Annotated in this window: 11 protein-coding genes; 2 read left to right on the top strand and 9 right to left on the bottom strand. The window is 72.1% G+C overall.

Annotated features, from left to right (window positions below; all coding sequences use genetic code 11):
• From WMF27_RS15510 to WMF27_RS15470, 9 genes are all read right to left on the bottom strand, one after another.
• Entirely contained in the window at positions 1-1,077 is a 1,077-nt protein-coding gene (locus WMF27_RS15510) for an ABC transporter ATP-binding protein (RefSeq protein WP_437944229.1), read from the bottom strand.
• Positions 1,078-1,296: 219 nt separating this feature from the next.
• The gene (locus tag WMF27_RS15505) at positions 1,297-3,480 is read right to left on the bottom strand and encodes a family 1 glycosylhydrolase (protein WP_437944228.1); all 2,184 of its coding nucleotides are present in this window, start codon (positions 3,478-3,480) and stop codon (positions 1,297-1,299) included.
• Positions 3,481-3,482: 2 nt separating this feature from the next.
• Positions 3,483-4,607: a UDP-galactopyranose mutase gene (gene glf / locus WMF27_RS15500; protein ID WP_437944227.1), complete on the bottom strand. Its 1,125-nt coding sequence runs from the start codon at positions 4,605-4,607 to the stop codon at positions 3,483-3,485.
• On the bottom strand, positions 4,600-5,748 hold the full coding sequence (locus tag WMF27_RS15495; RefSeq protein WP_437944226.1) for a glycosyltransferase family 1 protein: 1,149 nt from the start codon (positions 5,746-5,748) through the stop codon (positions 4,600-4,602). The genes glf and WMF27_RS15495 overlap by 8 nt, the downstream gene beginning before the upstream one ends.
• 285 nt (positions 5,749-6,033) lie before the next feature.
• Positions 6,034-7,944 (bottom strand): glycoside hydrolase family 2 protein, encoded by a 1,911-nt coding sequence (locus WMF27_RS15490; RefSeq protein ID WP_437944225.1) that lies wholly within the window; start codon positions 7,942-7,944, stop codon positions 6,034-6,036.
• 254 nt (positions 7,945-8,198) lie between these two features.
• Positions 8,199-8,384, bottom strand: a complete 186-nt coding sequence (locus WMF27_RS15485) for a hypothetical protein (protein WP_437944224.1) — start codon at positions 8,382-8,384, stop codon at positions 8,199-8,201.
• A gap of 593 nt (positions 8,385-8,977) precedes the next feature.
• A complete protein-coding gene (locus WMF27_RS15480; protein ID WP_437944223.1) occupies positions 8,978-9,388 on the bottom strand; it encodes a VOC family protein in 411 nt (136 codons plus the stop codon).
• A gap of 95 nt (positions 9,389-9,483) precedes the next feature.
• Positions 9,484-11,352, bottom strand: coding sequence for a c-type cytochrome (locus WMF27_RS15475; protein ID WP_437944222.1), 1,869 nt, complete (start codon positions 11,350-11,352; stop codon positions 9,484-9,486).
• 326 nt (positions 11,353-11,678) lie between these two features.
• The gene (locus WMF27_RS15470; RefSeq protein WP_437944221.1) at positions 11,679-12,851 is read right to left on the bottom strand and encodes a ferritin-like domain-containing protein; all 1,173 of its coding nucleotides are present in this window, start codon (positions 12,849-12,851) and stop codon (positions 11,679-11,681) included.
• Positions 12,852-13,163: 312 nt separating this feature from the next.
• Here WMF27_RS15470 and WMF27_RS15465 point away from each other — a divergent pair, with 312 nt between their 5' ends.
• Both WMF27_RS15465 and WMF27_RS15460 read left to right on the top strand, forming a co-directional pair.
• Positions 13,164-14,969, top strand: a complete 1,806-nt coding sequence (locus WMF27_RS15465; protein ID WP_437944220.1) for a hypothetical protein — start codon at positions 13,164-13,166, stop codon at positions 14,967-14,969.
• Positions 14,966-17,194, top strand: coding sequence for a hypothetical protein (locus WMF27_RS15460; RefSeq protein ID WP_437944219.1), 2,229 nt, complete (start codon positions 14,966-14,968; stop codon positions 17,192-17,194). The genes WMF27_RS15465 and WMF27_RS15460 overlap by 4 nt, the downstream gene beginning before the upstream one ends.
• The last annotated feature ends 55 nt before the right edge of the window (positions 17,195-17,249 follow it).

The following is a 17,249-nucleotide window of genomic DNA, read 5'->3' as shown; positions in this document are numbered from 1 at the left end:
TCAGACCCGCTCCTCCGTGCGCGGATCGAACAGGTGGACGTGCTCCGGCGCGGCGGCCAGCGCCACGCGCGCGCCGACGGCCGGCGTCGTGCCGCGATCCAGCCAGCGGCATACGATCGCGGCGTCGCCGACGCGCAGGTGGACGTACGACTCGAACCCCATCGCTTCGACGACCTCGACATCGCCCTCCACGCCGAGCGAGGCGCCCGCGGGCGCGGGGCCGAGGTGCTCGGGCCGGACGCCGGCGATCACCCGGCCCTCGCGGTGCTCCGGCGTCCTCGGCAGCGCGAGCCGCACGCTCGGCGCCGAGAGCACCGAGGTCGGGCCGTCGAGGCGGAGCTCGGCGGGGATCAGGTTCATCGGGGGGGCGCCGATGAACGTCGCGACGAAGACGCTCGCCGGCCGGTCATAGAGCTGCTGCGGGCTGTCGTGCTGGAGGAGCGCGCCCCCGCGGAGGACGGCGATCCGCTCCCCGAGGGTGAGCGCCTCCGTCTGATCGTGGGTCACGTACACGAGCGTCGTCCCGAGGCGACGGTGCAGGCGGCGGAGCTCGGCGCGCATCGAGCTGCGCAGCGCGGCGTCGAGGTTCGAGAGCGGCTCGTCCATGAGCAGCACGCCCGGCTCGCGCACGATGGCGCGCCCGATGGCGACGCGCTGCTGCTGGCCGCCCGAGAGAGCCCGCGGCTTGCGATCGAGGAGGTGATCGATCGCCAGCGCGCGCGCCGTGGCCTCCACGCGGCGCTTCACCTCGTCGCGCGGCACGCGGCGGAGCGCGAGCGAGAACGCCATGTTCTCGAAGCACGTCATGTGCGGGTAGAGCGCGTAGCTCTGGAAGACCATGGCGACGTCGCGCTGCTTCGGAGGCACGTCGTTGACCACGCGGCCGCCGATGGAGAGCGTCCCGCCGTCGACGTCCTCGAGGCCCGCGATCATCCGGAGCGTGGTCGACTTGCCGCACCCGGAAGGCCCGACGAGCACGAGGAGCTCGCCGTCCTCGATGCGCAGCGACAGGTCCTCCACGATGGGCGCGCTCCCCTGGTAGCGCTTGTACACATGCTCGAACGCGATCGCGGCCACGCTTCCGCCTCCTCGGCGCCGCTGCTCGTGAACCCCGGCGTGGGCGAGATCAAGCTGCCGGGCGAGCGCCGCCTCCGCGTCGCCGGGCGAGCGCCCAGCCGAACGCCGGGCCGGTGCTCTCGGCCAGAGCCGCGACGTCGTCACCGCGCGCGACGAGCTTTTCGGTGATCACGCTGCCAATGTAGCCGGCTCCGCGGGTGACCAGGATGCGCGTCAGCGCTAGCTTTGTGGCCGGGGGTCACGCTCCGCGACGTAGCGCGCGAGCGCGTCGTCGAGCGATGGCAACAGGAGCCCGCGGCCGCTCCCGAGCGCGCTGTACCGCGGGCGCGGCGCGGCCAGGCCGAGCGCGTGGCTCGGGCAGCGCACGAGCCGCGTCGCGGGGACGCGCGCGAGCGCCGCGCTGCGCGAGGCGAGCTCCGCCCAGCTCGTGGCGTCCCGGTTGGCGAGGTGCCAGATGCCGCGCTCGCCGTCGATCAACAGATCGAGGGTCGCGTGCACGAGATCCGGGACGTAGGTCGGCGAGACGATCACGTCGTCGGCCGCGTGGAAGCTCCGGCCCTCGCCGAGGGCGCGCAGCGCGGCGCCGACGAAGTCCGCTTCGTCCCAGGGACAGAAGAACGCGGCGGTGCGCACCACGAGCGCCTCCGGGAGGATCGCCAGGACGTTCCACTCCGCCGTCGCCTTGCTGCGGCCGTAGACGTTGAGCGGCCGCGCGGGATCGGTCTCCACGTACGGCGAGCGCTGCGCGCCGTCGAAGACCAGATCGGCCGAGAAGGTGACGAGCCGCGCGTCACGCCGGCGACACGCGCTCGCGAGCACGGCGGGCCCCAGCGCGTTCTCGCGCTCGCAGCGGTGCGGCTCGCGCTCGGCCTCGTCGACACGCACGAACCCCGCCGTGTTGACGACGGCCCACGGGGCGAACCGATCGAAGGCGCGCTCGACCGACGCGGGATCGGCGATGTCCATCTCGTCGCGCCCGATCGAGCGATGGGGCAGGCCGCGCAGCGCGCACAGGCGCGCGAACGCGCGGCCGAGCGTCCCCTTCGCGCCGGTGATCAGGATGGGCGGGCCGGCGGCGGCGGCCTCGGGCGCGGGCGCGACGGCCGCGACCGGACCGTACGTCAGCCGCTCCGGGCGCCGCCACCAGCCCGGCGAGGCGAGCACGGGATGATCGAAGCGATCGCCGCGCGCGAGCGCGGAGACCAGCCGCGCGAGCGCGGTCGACCGCGGCTCGGGGCCGCGCACATCGAACACGCCCGGCTCGTAGTGCCCGCGCTCCGCGGTGACGAGGCAGCTCCAGTCGAAGCAGCCGAGCAGCGACCACGCGGTGACCGCGCGCACGTCCGCGCCCGCCGCGCGCGCCGCCTCTGCGGCGCGGAACGCCTCGACCAGCCAGCGAAGCTGCTCCTCGCGCGGCCCGCCGAGGTGCACCTCGCTGATCACCACGGGCCGGCGGTAGCGATCCCAGACCTCCTGGAGCCGCGCGCGGTGCCCGTCGATGCCCCCGGCGACCGCGCGCACGGCCTCGACATCGGCATACGCGTGCTCGCCATTTCCGCCGTGCGACCAGGCGGGGTAAGAGCTCAGCCGCTCGTCGAGGAATCGCTCGCTCGTGATGTAGTAGTTGATGCCGAGGACGTCCGGCGGACATGGCTCCTCGACGAACCACGCGAGCTCGGCAGGCGAGGCGCCCCACCTGAGGAGCAGCGGAGACAGCGGGTGATCGCCGTCCACGCGCCCCGTGAGCAGATCGAAGCTGAGCCAGCGCCGGTGATTCTCGTGCTCGGCCTGATAGGCGAGCAGCGGCGTGCTCGTCGTCTTGCCGACGTCCTCCGTCTGGATCAGGCGCGCCCGGGGGATCACCTCCCGGATGGCGCGCATGGCGAGCGCGATCGCGCGGCACTCGACGAGCAGCGCGCGCACGAACGTGCGCGGATCGCGGCCGTGCGGGTACCAATGCCCGTAGAGGCCCGAGAAGCGGGCCGTCGTGAGCGGCTCGTTCACCGGCGTCCAGTCGGTGACCCACGGATAGCGCTCGGCCGCCGCGCGGGCGAAGCGGGCGAGCCCCTCCGGGAAGCCCGGATCGACGAGGCTCGTGTAACGCGGGCCGCTGCCGTGGTGGACGAGCCCGATGATGGGCCGCACGTCGAGCGCCCGAAGCCGCTCGAGCCGCGCGTCGGCCCAGCCGAAGTCCAGGCGCTCCGGCCGATCGGGCGCCGTCCGCTCCCAGAGCACGGGCATGCGCAGCGCCTGGATCCCGAGCGCGGCGAAGAGATCGAGATCATCGAGGCGGCGCGCGTGCCCGCTCCGCTCGAGCTGGTGGTGAACCACGTCGCCGACGCGGTTGACCGTGCACTCCACGCCGCCCCAGATCTCGAGGAGCGCCCTCGCCTCTCCCGCCATGGTCAAGCCGCCTTGGCCGCGGCGAGCTGTCGGTTCGGCACGCCGGCCAGCTTGGCATAGAGGGTGAGCGCCTGCGCCACCACCTGGTCCATGTTGTAGTAGCGATAGGTCCCGAGCCGCCCGGCGAAGTGGACGCCGGGCGTCTCCTTGGCGAGCTCCTCGTACCTGCGGTAGAGGGCCGCGTTCTCCGGCCGCGGCACGGGGTAATACGGATCGCCCTCGCCCTTCGGGATCTCGAAGACGATGGTCGTCTTCGGGTGCGCCTGGCCCGTGAGGTACTTGAACTCGGTGACCCGGGTATAGGGGTTCTCGTTCGGATAGTTGATGACCGGCGCGTCCTGGTATCTCTCTTGATCCTTGGTCTCGAAGTGGAACTCGAGGGATCGATACGGCAGCTTTCCGAAGCGATGGTCGAAGAAGGCGTCGACGGGGCCGGTGAAGATCACCTCGCGATGGGGGATCTCGCTCTGCATCTCGCGAAACGAGGCGTTGAGCAGGATCTTGATGTTCGGGTGATCGACCATCCGCTCGAACATGCGCGTGAAGCCGCGGAGCGGCATGGCCTGGTAGGTATCGGTGAAGTACCGATCGTCGCGATTGCTCCGCACCGGCACCCGCGCGGTCACGGCGGCGTCGAGCTCGGACGGGTCGAGTCCCCACTGCTTCCGGGTGTAGTGCTTGAAGAACTTCTCGTAGAGCTCGACGCCGACCTTGCTGACGATCACGTCCTCGCTGGTACGGATCTGCTCGCGTCGCACGGCCCGGGATGCGAGGAACGCCTCCACCTCGGGCGCGCTCAGGCGCAGGCCGTAGAGCTGGTTGATGGTGTCGAGGTTGATGGGGATGGGGACGAGCTGCCCGTCCACCCAGGCGCGCACGCGGTGCTGGTACGGGCGCCACTCGGTGAACTGCGAGAGGTACTCGAAGACCTCCCGCGAGTTGGTGTGGAAGACGTGGGGGCCGTACCTGTGCACCAGGACGCCGGCGGCGTCGTGGTGATCGTAGGCGTTGCCGCCGATGTGGGGGCGGACATCGCAGAGCACCACCCTCTTGCCCGAGCCGCGCGCGAGCCGCTCGGCGAGCACGCAGCCGGCGAAGCCGGCGCCGACGATGAGATAGTCAAACATCGGCGCCCTGCCGCGCCGCCGGGCGCCGGCCCCCCCTCAGCACGCCGTCGAGGAGCCGCTCGATCTTCGACCATGTCGCGTCCCACGATCCCTGCGCGAGCAGCGCGTCGGCCCGCGAGAGCCGCGCGGCGTGGTCCTCGGCGAGGTATGCCTCGACGGCGGCCACGAAATCGCCCGCGGTGTCCGCGATGCGCGCGAGGCCGAGCTCGCCGTAGGGCCGGACGACATCGCGGATCGACGTGGAGACGACGGGCTTGCCGCCCGCGAGGTACTCCGGCGTCTTGGTGGGGCTGATGAAGCGCGTGGCCTCGTTGCGCGCGAACGGGAGGAGCGCCACGTCCCAGCCCGCGAGGTACGCGGGCAGCTCCTCGTAGGTCTTCTTGCCGAGATAGTGAATGTTGGGCGCGCGCGGCAGGCTCGCCGGATCGATCTTCACGACCGGACCGACGAGGACGAGGTGCCACCCAGGCCGAGCGGCGGCCACGCCGGCGATGAGATCGAGATCCATGCGCTCGTCGATGACGCCGAAGTAACCGAGCCGCGGGCCCGGGATCGTGGCCTGATCGGCGGGCGGCGCGAGCGGCCGGCGCGCCGCCGAGAAGTGGGCGATGTCGACGCTGCTCGGGAGCAGGTGCACGTTCGCGTGCAGCGTCCTCTTGGACTCGTAGAGGCTGCGCCCTCCCGTGAAGACAACGTCGGCGCGGCGGAGCAGCTCGGCCTCGTGATGCTTGAGCGCGGGCGGCGCGCCGGCGAACGCGGAGAGCTCGTCCATGCAGTCGTACACGACCGCGCTGGCCGCGAGGTGCCGCGAGAACAGGAGCGCCATCGGCGTGTAGTACCAGAGCACGTGATCGTCGATGCCGAAGCGATCGAGCATGTGGTCGACGAGATCGCGCTGCAGCGCGTGGATCCGCGCGTCGTCGAGGCCTGGCGGCAGGTGCGGCGTGACGACGCGCACGCCGTGGCGATCGACGGGCGCGGCCGCGATCCGCGGCGGCCCGTCGCTCCACACCGGCTCCTCGAAGAAGAACACGCGTCGCGTGCGCGCGCAGCGCGAGAGGAGGTGCTGCGGGCGCTGGAAGACGAAGCTCCAGCGCAGGTGCGAGAAGCAGACGACGTCCGGCCGCCGTTTCGGGCTCATGCTTGTCCTCCTCGATAGCGGCCGCGGCGCGGCTGATGTGCACGAGCGTGCCGCCCGGGAGGGGCAATACAAGGAGCGTACCTGACAGGAAGTACGTGTCACGAACAGCAGAGCTCGCGAGCGAGTGCTCACGCCATCGGGATGAGCACCCTCGGGGTGAACCCGGATCGAGCGTCGTACGCCCGCGCAACGCGCTCGGCCACGGCGCGACGGATCCGCGCTTCGCGAGGATCACCACCGCGCCGCCGAAGCCTCCGTCCGGTGTGGCGAGGCTCCGTTTGAACATCACTCCTGTCCGGCGATCACCCCATTCGCGAGGATGCCTTCTTGGCGCGGGCCGGCGCGCTCCACGAGCTCCATCGGGTCGGGGTGCACCCGCCCGGCGGCCCGGCCGCGCGTGGCGGCGGCGATGGCGTCGATCGGGAATTTCGGCGTCCGATCGGCGTAGAGCAGCCCGTTGGCCTCCTGGTAGGTATCGGTGAGCTGCGTGTAGCAGAAGCCGGCGAGCAGCGGTGTCGCGCGCACCACGGCGAGGAGGCGCTCGTACGCCCGCTCCAGCGCCGCCGGGCTGTCGGCGGAGGTGTATCCCCACGTGCCGGGACGGCGGAGCGCGATACCGCCCATCTCCGAGAGCACGATCGGGTGCTCCAGCTTGCGCGACTGGCCGTCGAGCACGAGCACGCGGCCGCCCGGGCGCTCGCGCCGGAAGAGCCGCGGGCGAGACTCGCCGCCGTCGTAGCGCTGGGCGATCCGGGCCGGATCTGGATCGTAGTCATGAATACCGATGATGTCGGTGGCCACGGCCTCCCAGCCGTCGTTGCCGATCACCGGGCGCGTCGGGTCGAGCGTCTTGGTGAGGTGATAGAGCGCCTTGACCGCGTGCCGCTCGCGCGCGCTGTCCGGCAGGTTGGGCACGCCCCAGGACTCGTTGAAGGGCACCCAGGCGATGACGCACGGATGGCTGAAATCACGGCTGATCGCCTCCGTCCACTCGCGCGTCAGGCGCTCGATCGAGAGGGGCGTGAAGCGGTAAGCGCTCGGCATCTCCTCCCACACGAGCAAGCCCAGCCGATCGGCCCAGTAGAGATAGCGCGGATCCTCGATCTTCTGGTGCTTGCGTGCGCCGTTGAACCCCATGGCGCGCGTGAGCTCGATGTCGCGCCGGAGCGCGTCGTCGTCGGGCGCGGTCATCCCGGTCTCGGGCCAGTAGCCCTGATCGAGCACCATGCGGAGCACGATGGGCCGCCCGTTGAGCAGCACGCGGTCGCCCTGCACCGCGATGGACCGGAGCGCGGTGTAGCTGTGCACGCGATCGATCGTCTCGCCGTCGCGGGTGACGAGCTCGATCTCGGCGTCGATGAGCGTGGGTGACTCCGGGCTCCAGAGCAGCTGGTTGCGCGAGTCGTCGATGCCCGGATCGGAGAGCGCGATCCGGCGGTGGACCTCGCCGAGCACGACGGCGTAGCTGTCCTCGGCGAGCAGCGCGCCGTTCGCGGTGAGGCGCAGGCGCAGCCGCAGTCCGTCCCGGCGCTCGCCGTCGATCCGGGCGTAGAAATCGAGCTCCCATCGGTCGAGGCTCGACTGCCAGCGGAGCGCCGCGATCGAGCTCGCGGGCACGCGCTCCATCCACACCGTCTGCCAGATGCCGGTCGTGCGCGGGTACCAGATGGAGTGCGGTTCGAGCTGCCAATCCTGCTTGCCGCGCGGCTTGGCGAGGTCGAGCGGGTCGTCCTCTGCGCGCACGACGATCTCGACGGCGCGCGCCGAGCCGACGAGGTCGGTGATGTCGACGCTGAAGGGGGTGTAGCCGCCGGCGTGATGCGCCGCGCGGCTCCCCGCGATCCAGACGGTCGCGTCGTAGTCGACGGCTCCGAAGTGCAGCATCAGCCGCTCTCCACCGCGGAGCTCCGGCACCGCGACGGTGCGCCGGTACCAGACGGCGCGGAAGAGGCCGCGCGCGCATACGCTGCTCCGCGCGGTCTCCGGCGCGAAGGGGACCTCGATGAAGCCCTCCCAGCCGACGTCGGCCGGCCCGCGGAAGCGCGCCTCGGGATCGAGCGCGAAGCTCCACGTACCGTTGAGTGATTCCCACCCGGCGCGCCGGAGCTGCGGTCGCGGGTAGCCATGCGCGCGCCCGCCGGCGAGGGAGAGGTCTGCTCCGGGGGACGGCTCGGCGGCGACGGACGGGTAGCTCATCCTTCGAGGTGCTTCCTTTGCTGTAGGCGGGGCAAACCTTACAGCGCCTCAGGCGTCACGCCATGGTGCCAGCGCGGGTTTTGATCCGCGCGGTGGCGCAGATTTCATCGACGCACGAACACCGGACAATAACCGTCTGTCCATGAATCCGGGAATTCCGGCGCTCCGAGCAGGCCCAGCGGCAAGCGGGCAAGTAGCCTCGATCGGTGGGCTGGATCTGACAGGAAAGCCCCTCGCCGCGAGCTGGTCGAGCCTCACTCGGCGTAGACGGCCACCGTCGCGGTGCACGAGGCGTTGCCGACGCAGCCGGCGCGGAAGGTGTAGTAATCCGAGAGCGCCGCGACGTGCGTCGTCTTCGGCATCTCGGAGCAGCCGATCGTCTCGGCGGAGTCCACCGCGACCTGCACGCCGTTGCGATCGAAGAGGCGGATATACGACATCCCCGAGCGGCTCGCCCCGTAGAGCACCGCCGCGCAGGTGCCGAAGGAGATCGTCTCTCGAGGTTGAAATTGGCCGTGTTCACGGTGGCGTTGTTGGTCGCGCTCCGGCTGAAGGAGAAGACCGATATCGCCTCCTCCGCCTCGCCCACGACCTCGCTCTGCTCCTCTTCGCTGAGCGCCTCGGCCGCGCAACCGGCAGAGAGCGTCATCGTCAGGACCGAAAGGACTCGCTCAAACTAGCCGGTGTTCATGGTCTTCCTTCGCTGCCTTTCTCTGGGGTCGCCGCAGGCGCGTGAGCGGATCTCGCGGGCGCGCGTGCGGGGGCTCGGTCCATTCCTGCGCGGGCGGAGCCCGCGGTCGCGCCAGGCGACACCACCTCGAGAGGTGTCGCGTGGCCTGCGCGGTAGCTCGATCGGATTCAGCGTGCCGCCGAGCACAGCCGTAGCAAAGCCCTTGCCGGGCACGCGGAGAGCCCGTGCACCCCATTTTTGCGCGGCGCTCGACCCATCCTGGGGGGACGCGAGGCGCGCGCTGGCGCTCGGCCCCGCCAGGAGTGGAGGCTCTTCCCTCCACCTCGGCGCCGGGCGGCGCGCTCAGCCGGGCATGGCGATCTCGTCGTAGCCGCGGCCGCTGAACTGAAGAAGGCAGACGCCGTGGCCGAAGGGATCGGCCAGGCGGAGCATGCGCCCCCACGCCGCCACCTCGATCTCGGCTTCGGGGACCGCGCCTGCCTCCTGCGCGCGGCGCGCGGCGGCCTCGAGATCGTCGACCACGAAGTCGAGGTGGACCGGCGTCCAGTGACGCCGGTAGTCGCGCGGGGACGCACCGGCGGCTGGCTCGCTGCCGGCCGGCTTCACCAGGAGGTAGATGGGGGCCGCCGCGCCGAGCAGCTCGACCGCGGAGGCCCCCAAGCGCCGCCCGACGCGCAGGCCGAACGCGCGCGTGTAGAACGCGATGGCAGGATCGAGCGCCGGAACATCGATGTTGACGAGCAGGTCGGACATGCGATGCAGTCTAGCTGCAGGGCACGTCGCCCCCAAGCCAGGGCGCTTCGCTGCTGCTCGAGGGGGGCGCTCGGCGTGAACCGGGAGCGCTCGGGTCAGAGCGTCTCGAGGTACGCGACGAGATCGTCGATCTGGGCCGGCGTGAGCGCCGAGGTGACGCCATGCCGGTCCCCGCCGCCGCACGGGCCAAAGCGGTCGTGGAGCGTCGCGGCGCAGCCGTCGTGCATGTACGGAGCGCGCGCCGCGAGCCCGCGCAGCGAGGGCACCTGGAAGGGCTTGCCCGTGCCCACGTCGACGGTCTCGTTGTTCGTGAGCGTCTCGCCGGAATGGCACGTCGCGCACGCCAGGGTCGGGTCGTTGAAGAGCGCCTCGCCGCGCGCGACGGCGTCCTCGTCCGCCGGCTTCGACCGGGGCAGGGCATTGATCGCGTCGAGCCACGCCGCGAAGGCGTCGCTGTACTCGAGGCTCGGATCCGGACGACCCAGCCGCTTCTCGAAGACTTCCGTCATGAAGGCGCTGAAGTCCGCCAGGTTGCCGTCCCAGTTCAGCGGCGCCGTCGCGAGGACGCCGCCTGCGACGGATTGCGTACGGCGCGGTCCGATGGGATTGAAGTTCCACACGCGTCCATCCTCCTGCCCCTCCGGGTGGCAGGACGCGCAGGCGAGGGACAAGTCTCCAGCGACGCCGCCGTGGAAGAACTTGTGGGCATCGTCGCGCCGGCTCTCACCGGGAAGCTCGAGCGCGCCGAGCCTCTTGCCGCTGAGGGCCGCGAGGCGTACGAAGCGCGGCGGCTCCCGTATCTGCACGATCAGGTTCTTCTCTCCGTCGTAGCCGACCGCAATGGGCTGGCCCACGCCCTCGACAGTGAGGATGCGCTGGTCAGGGGCGAGCGAGCAGGTGTCGAGCGCGTCGTGCTGCTCCAGCGTCTTCAGCGGCGTCTCGACGATCTCGTGGTCGCCCGCCTGTACGATCGCCGCGCTGAGCCCATCCGGCGATACCGCGATATCAACCGGGAGCCGCCCCATTCCGATGCCACCGACGCCAGGTGTGGGCCGCGCAGGGTTCGACGAATGGGCCTCGCTGGGCTGCGGGCGCATGAGGGCCACCGCCGCATGGATCCAGCGCCGGTGGCAATCGTTCGTGACGTAGCCGCCGTGTACCGTGTTGCTGACGGGCGTGACGACGCCGCGCTGGTGCACCATGGCCACGCCGCCCCCGGGCAGCGGGACCGTCCTCCACGCCACCGCCGGCTCGAACTCGCGCTCGACGCCGCTGAACGTGCTCTGGATGTACGCCGGCGGCTTGAACCGCTCGGCCACGGTCCCGTCCTTCGCGACCACCAGGAGCTCGGCGGACCGGAAGCGGCTCACGAGGAGCGAGTCCCCCTCGACGACCACGTCGCGCAGGTCGCGGTCGAGGCGGAGCTCGCGGACCGGCGGGGCAGCGATGTCCGAGGAGAGCGTCACGAGCTCGCCGCCCGCGCACGCCACGTGGAGCAGGTCTGTCGCGGCGTCATAGGCAATCCCGCGGGGCGCGGGGCAAACGGGCCTGCGGTGCATCTCCCCGGTCGCGAGATCGATCGTGACCACCGCGCCCCCGCGGCGGAGTGCCACATGAACGGAGCCAGCCGGCCCCTCGGCCACGCGCCCGGGCTCGTCGTCCTTCTCCAGAGGGAGGATGGTGTCCACCTCGAAGGCGACGAGGTCGACGATGGAGATCCTGTCGCGGTCCGGATCCGCAGCAATGGCGCGCGCCTTGTCGGCGGTCACGAGGAGCGTCCCGCCGCTGATCGGGGGAGGCGGCACCGCGGAGAACTCCGGGCCCATATCTGGCTTCTGGGGCCCCGTGGACGGTGCGTTCTCATCCCAGGGGAGTTCGTTATAGCCGTCGAGCACCCTGCACCCGGCGATAGCCGCAATTATGGCGACGAGCGTGGTGAGCCCCGCTCCGGATAGATTTTTCATTGCGCCTCCTGCGACCGGCGCGGCTGTGCAAGAAGGCTGCCGGGTTCGTGGGTCGAGCCTCTGACGACAACACCTCTCCTCGAAATGAGCGAGATCGCTGCGGGCGTGCCGAGTTCAGGGGGCGCATCCATGCAGCAGGATCCGCAGTCGCCGCCCAGGGCACAGCCTTCCGGCTGCCGGAATCCTGCCGTAAGACGCAAAATGTATACACCGAAAAGGCCGGGGGTTGCCGCCGTTCCACACGCGGCGTTCGGGCTGGCACCTCGTCCTTCATGGCACATAGGGAGCGTATCGCGTGGACAAGGCCACCGGAAGGGCCCCTCCCCTCAAGCCATCATCGCGCTCTGGGCCGCTCCGTCCGGGCGCCCTGCCAGGAGCAACCTCGACGCCGGCCGCACGATCTCCTCGATCGCGCGCGCGGCCGCCTCGCCGCGCGCCGCGGCGCCGAACCGCCCGTGCGCCGCGAGCTGCGCGCCTCCCGCGCTGTCGCCTCCCCCGAGCTCCGCGCGCCCGAGCCCCGCGAACACCTCTTCCACCGCCGCGCGCACCCGCTCGCCGCCCGCGCGGATCGCCCACGCTACCGTGCCCCACGCGAGCTCCGCGTGCCGCGCCTCGTCTGCCGCGATGATCGCGAGCGCGCTCCGCACCGCCGGGTCCTCCGCGGCGCCGAGCTCCTCGGCCGCGACCACCGCCGCGATGGTCTCGCCGATGCAGCCCTCCTTCGCGGCGCGCGCCGCGATCGACGCGAGGTCTGCCTCCACGTCCACCCGCCCGTCGAAGGGAAACGCGCCCGGCGCGATCGCCTCGCCCGCATAGGCGCTCGCGAGGGCGAAGCAGAGGCGCGCGTGGCGGGCCTCGTCGAGCGCCGCGCGGTGCGCCTCCTCCACGAGATCGGCCGGCGCGCCCGCGGCGAGCAGCTCGAGCGCGAAGCGGCCGAACGAGGCCACGGACGCGTGCTCGAAGAGCGCGTCGCGCGTCCACGCCGCGGCCAGCGCCGCCCGCAGATCCGCGCTGAGTTGATCGATCCGCGGCGCGGCGGCCTCCGCCGCGCCCCACCCGGCGCTGCCGCGGGCGCGGACGAAGGGAGCTGTCCGCGCCGCCTCCTCGACGAGGTACGGGCGCCCCTCGCACATCGGGAGGAAGTACGTCTGATAGCAGCACTGGCCGTCCTGCAAGGCTCCATCGCTCTTGACGCTGTGCGATCCGAAGGCGGACTGATTGAGGATCTCCTGCGCCTCCGGCCGCGAAGGGCACGCGACAGGCTCGCCCCCGCCGGCACCTCCGCCGCCCCCGGCTCCCCCTTCGCCGCCGGCACCTCCGAGGCCGCTCGCATCGTCCTGCGGCCACGCGAAACAGGCCACCTTGGACACGGGTTCGGGATCCTCGGGACAGCTGCTCCAGGTGTTGGTGCAGCCGGCGGCGCCGCCCGCGACGGGGAGCGCGAGCAGGGCGAAGAGGCGATGGGCCAGTGTGCGGCGAAAGGCATGTGCGGAATTCATCAGGCACCTCGTGGATGAAGGGCAGGTCCGGACGCGCTTGGACGGACTTGTACGCGCCTGCACGGCGCATGCCTCCCCGAATTCAGGCCGACTTCGAGCTCCCGCGCCGGCAGAGTATGGTCGGGCAGTCATGGGGGTGGCGGGCCCGAAGGCGGGGCCCCTCCTGAAGCAGGCCCCTCCACTCCTGTTCATGCAGCGTCGCCAGACTGGCGGGGAGAGCCGCGGACTCCCGGGCAACCTGGCCAGCTCCCTTCGCCCACGCGACGCTCACGCAGCTTTACGCCCTCTCGCGGATAGGGCACGTCCCTTTCCATGGAGGAGCCTCGAACCCCGACCGACGCGCAGCCCCCCGCCCCCGAGGCCGAACCGCCGGAGTCGCTCGAGGCGCTCGTGCCGAAGCGCAGGCTCTGGCCGGTCTTCGCGGTGCTCGGCCTCGTGATCGCGGCGGCGGGCCTCCTCGCCTTCCGCTCGATGACGGCGACCGATCCGCTGCGCATCCTCGTGGCGATCGATCTCGACGGGACCTGGTGGGAGGGGTCGCAGCCCGCGGCGAGGCTGGCCGACGAGCTCGGCGAGCACCTCGCGGAGCTCGGGTTCGATCCCGTGAAGGGCGGCGACCCGAAGGTGATGAAGGCGCTCGAGAGCGCCAAGGACCCGAAGGAGGCCGCGAAGGCGCTCGGCGCCGGCTTCATCATCGAGGCGCGCCTCGCGCCCGAGATCGTGGAGCACCCCGTCAAGGAGGGTTACTTCGAGCTCCGGGTCGACGCGCCGGTGACGCTCACGTTCCTCGACAAGGGCACGTCGACCGAGCGACGGATCGGCGGCTACTCCGGGGCGACGAAGAAGGACCGCGCGATGGCGCTGCTCGCGAACTCCATGGCCTCCCAGGCGCTCGACGCGGTGATCGCGCAGCTCATGGACCACCCCTCGGTGCGCGAGATCACGGAGGGATCGGACATCAAGCTGCTGGAGCGGCTGGCGTCGGCGCGCAGGTTCGTGAAGGACCGCGCCGCGAACCTCGACCGGGCCGCCGGCGCGTACGCCGCCCGCGCGAAGGAGATCGAGGCCGAGGAGCAGGGGCGCGTGACCTTCCTGTCGCCCCAGGCGGCGGAGGACCTGCTCGTGGGCACGGCCGAGGGCGGCTATTTCGTCAAGACGGCCGATGTCTCGGTGTTCCACTCGGTGAGGTCCAAGGACCTCGCCCGCAGCGAAGCGCTGGAGACGATCGAGTGGCGGCCGCTCGATCGGCCGGCCGTCCCCACGACGGATCCCGGCGCGGTCACGCCGATGTGGAGGGGTTATCACGTGTACTCGTATCCGTCGTCGCAGGGCGACGGCGACCGGGTCGCGCTGGTGGAGGACTTCTTCGGCTGGGCGAAGACGATCACGGTCGTCGACCGATCCGGGCAGAGCAAGCGCGTGCGCGTCGATCCGGAGCACCGCTTCGTCGACCCGAAGCTCGCCCCCGGCGGCAGGTTCGTGGCGGTCTACGATCGCCCGGAGGCGGACGCGCAAGCCGATCTGATGGTGCTCGACACCGACGGCGGCAAGGAGGTGTTCGGCCTCCACACCGAGAATGAGTCGCTCGGCGGGTTCGCGTGGCTCGACGAGACGAGGCTCGCGTTCGTCTACGTGCCCGACGCGTCGGAGGGCGACGCGCCGCACCTCGCGGTGGTCGACGTGGGCAAGCAGCCGCTGTCGATCGAGCGCCCGTTCCGCGCGAAGCCCGGGGAGGACCTGCGCAACCCGGCGGCATCGAGCGACGGGACGAAGATCGTGTGCGTCGTCGACGGCGACGAGCCGGGGATCGCGGTCATCGACACGGCGACGTGGCGCCGGAAGGTGTACGCGGCCCCGGACGGGGCTTCGTGGCCCGCGTTCTCGCCCGACGCCGCGCGCGTCGCGTTCGAGACGCGGGGCGCGGGCGGTACGGACATCGCGGTGCTGGCGCTCTCCACGGGCGAGATCAAGAAGCTGACGGTGGGCTCCGCGACGGAGCGGGTGCCGCGGTTCTCCGCCGATGGGAAGCGCGTGCTGTTCGAGGTGCGGTACCGCGACCCGGTGTTCCCGCAGAAGCGGTCGATCTCGCGCATCGCGAGCGCGGCGGTCGAGCCGTGAGCGCGCCCCTCCTCCCTCCACAGCACGGCGCCGGTGCCCCGCAGAACGCCGGCGCCCCGCCGCCGGACGCCGCCGCTCCTCCCGGCGAGGAGAGCGCCGCGACCGCGATGTTCTACCGCATGTCGGCCGAGCGCCTCCGCGCGCGCTGCCTGTGGAGCGGCCTCGCGCTCGCGCTGTCGGCGCTGGTGCCGTACGAGGTCGCCTACGGCCACGGGATCTTCGTGTGGAGCGTGCTCCCCGAGCTCGCGCCCGCCGCCCAGGTCGCCGCGCTCGCGCCCGCGCTCGCCGGCCTGTGGCTGCTCTTCCTCGGCGCGCGCACCGAGCGGCGCGCGGGCCTGCTCGTCGAGCGGCCGACGTCGCGCGCCATCGCCGTGCTCGCCGCGTTCGTGGCCGTGAACGTCGCCATGTGGATCGGCCGCCGGAGCTCGGCGTGGGACATGCTGCCGCTGCCGGACAGCCTGGTGACGCGGCCGGCCCCGTTCCTCGCGGTCTTCGCGTTCACCGCGGCGGGCGTGGTGCTGCGCTTCCACGCGCGGACGCGCAGGGGCGGAAGCGGGCTGCTCATCGCGTCGCTCGCCGCGGCGCTCGTCTTCTACTTCTGGCCGTCCCGCGGCGAGATCCCCGCGCAGACGATCGCGCGCGCGGCCGTGCTCGTCGCGACGCTGCCCGACGTCCGCTTCCAGCTCGGCTACGGCATGGTCCTGCTCTTCGTGCTCGGCCCGCTCGCGATCGCCCTGCTGGGCCTCGCGTACGCGCGCAGCGTGCCCCGGCGCGAGCACCCGGGCCTCGCCATCGCGGCCGTGTGGGCCATGCCCGGCCTCATGCTGCTCTTCGTGTACCGCGCCTTCCTCTCGGGCGGCTGGGGCGTCGAGGCGGGCACCGTCGCCTTCTTCGCGCTCCTGCTCGCCGCGGTCGTGGCGACGCTCGCCGCCGCGATCGAGGTGCTCGCGCTCGGCGTCATGGTGCCCGAAGCCGAGCTGGAGCCAGGCATCGGGGCCAGCGCGGGCGGCGCCCGGCCGATCGTGGCGGCAGGCGCGGCCGCGGCCTCGGTCGCCGCGCTGCTGGGCGCCCTGCTCGTGCTCGGCCGCCCCGCGCCGAAGGGCGTCGACTGGAGGCTCGGCGCGCCCACGACCGAATGGGACAGGGTGTACGGCGAGCTCTTGCCGAGCTGGGAGCGCGCGCGCATCGCCCGCGACGCGCACGCGCGCAGCGGACGCGCGCAGGGCACGGGCGCGGAGGCGCAGGTGCTGACCAGGGCGCGCAGCCGCGAGATGCTCGCGGTCGCCAGGGCGCAGCCCGACGGCAAGGACGTCGCCGCGGCGCTCGCGACGCTGGCCGCTCAGGTGGACGATCTCGAGCTCTCCGGCCGCGCGTTCGGCCGGCTCGTCGCCGAGGCCAACGACGCGGCGCGACGCGCCGGGCTCGGGTACTACCTCGACGCGGCCGTCAATCTCGGTGTCTCGGCCGACGGCGCCACGCGGCGCTTCTACACCACGCCTTACCGGGTCAAGGAGGTCCACGCCTACCGCGTCGGCGACGAGCGCTTCGCGACGCTCCTCGTGGAGCCGATGACGGACGAGCGCCGTGTCCACCTCGGCTTCTCGCGCGACCAGGATCCCTTCGCGCTCGTCCTCGACTCCGAGGTCCGGTCCTATGCCGAGCGGTTCGACCAGGAGGGCGCGACGTGTTACGCGGCGGCGGACGGCGCGGCCGGCGCTCACGCCGGCGCCCTCGCGCGCTGCGACGCCGCGCTCGCGAAGCTGCGCGAGCGCCTGGGCTCCACGCTCGAGCGGGCCGTGCTCGCCGGCACCGAGCGGCACGAGCTCCAGCACCAGATCGACGGCCCTCACCTGCCCCTCTCGCCCGCGGTGACCGAGCTGCTCGCCGGCTTCTCCGACGAGGCGCAGGACCGCGTGAGCCGCGAGCTCTCCGCGTACATCGCCGAGATGACGGCCGGCGACGCGCCGCCGCAGCTCACGCTCGTGCACCTGTTCCCCTTCGGCGTCGTGGCGCGCGGCGGCGCCGAGCACCGGGCGGCCACGCTCGTCCTCGAGACGCTCTCCGGGAAAAAGCTGCGCTTCGGCGCGCGGGAGGTCGATCCCGAGACGTACGCGCAGGCGTTCGAGGAGCAGGTCAGCCGCGGCGACGACGAGCTGCGCGAGGCCGCGCGGCGGGGCTACCGCGAGCACTTCGGGGTGGATCTGCAGGAGCCCGTGCGGGAGTGACCGCCCCCCTCGCCTGCCAGCGCCGCCGCGGCAGCCAGCCCCGCTCGCCTGCGCG

The organism is Sorangium sp. So ce281, assembly GCF_051527395.1.
In the GTDB taxonomy this organism is placed as follows: Bacteria; Myxococcota_A; Polyangia; order Polyangiales; family Polyangiaceae; genus Sorangium; species Sorangium cellulosum_B.
The sequence above is the reverse complement of the archived record's forward strand: the minus strand, read 5'-3'. Positions and strand labels throughout refer to the sequence as shown.

Coding starts and splice junctions, on each gene's coding strand:
- WMF27_RS15505 (WP_437944228.1), bottom strand. CDS start 3,480: ATGGCGGGAGAGGCGAGGGCGCTCCTCGAGATCTGGGGCGGCGTGGAG.
- glf (WP_437944227.1), bottom strand. CDS start 4,607: ATGTTTGACTATCTCATCGTCGGCGCCGGCTTCGCCGGCTGCGTGCTC.
- WMF27_RS15495 (WP_437944226.1), bottom strand. CDS start 5,748: ATGAGCCCGAAACGGCGGCCGGACGTCGTCTGCTTCTCGCACCTGCGC.
- WMF27_RS15490 (WP_437944225.1), bottom strand. CDS start 7,944: ATGAGCTACCCGTCCGTCGCCGCCGAGCCGTCCCCCGGAGCAGACCTC.
- WMF27_RS15485 (WP_437944224.1), bottom strand. CDS start 8,384: ATGTCGTATATCCGCCTCTTCGATCGCAACGGCGTGCAGGTCGCGGTG.
- WMF27_RS15480 (WP_437944223.1), bottom strand. CDS start 9,388: ATGTCCGACCTGCTCGTCAACATCGATGTTCCGGCGCTCGATCCTGCC.
- WMF27_RS15475 (WP_437944222.1), bottom strand. CDS start 11,352: ATGAAAAATCTATCCGGAGCGGGGCTCACCACGCTCGTCGCCATAATT.
- WMF27_RS15470 (WP_437944221.1), bottom strand. CDS start 12,851: ATGAATTCCGCACATGCCTTTCGCCGCACACTGGCCCATCGCCTCTTC.
- WMF27_RS15465 (WP_437944220.1), top strand. CDS start 13,164: ATGGAGGAGCCTCGAACCCCGACCGACGCGCAGCCCCCCGCCCCCGAG.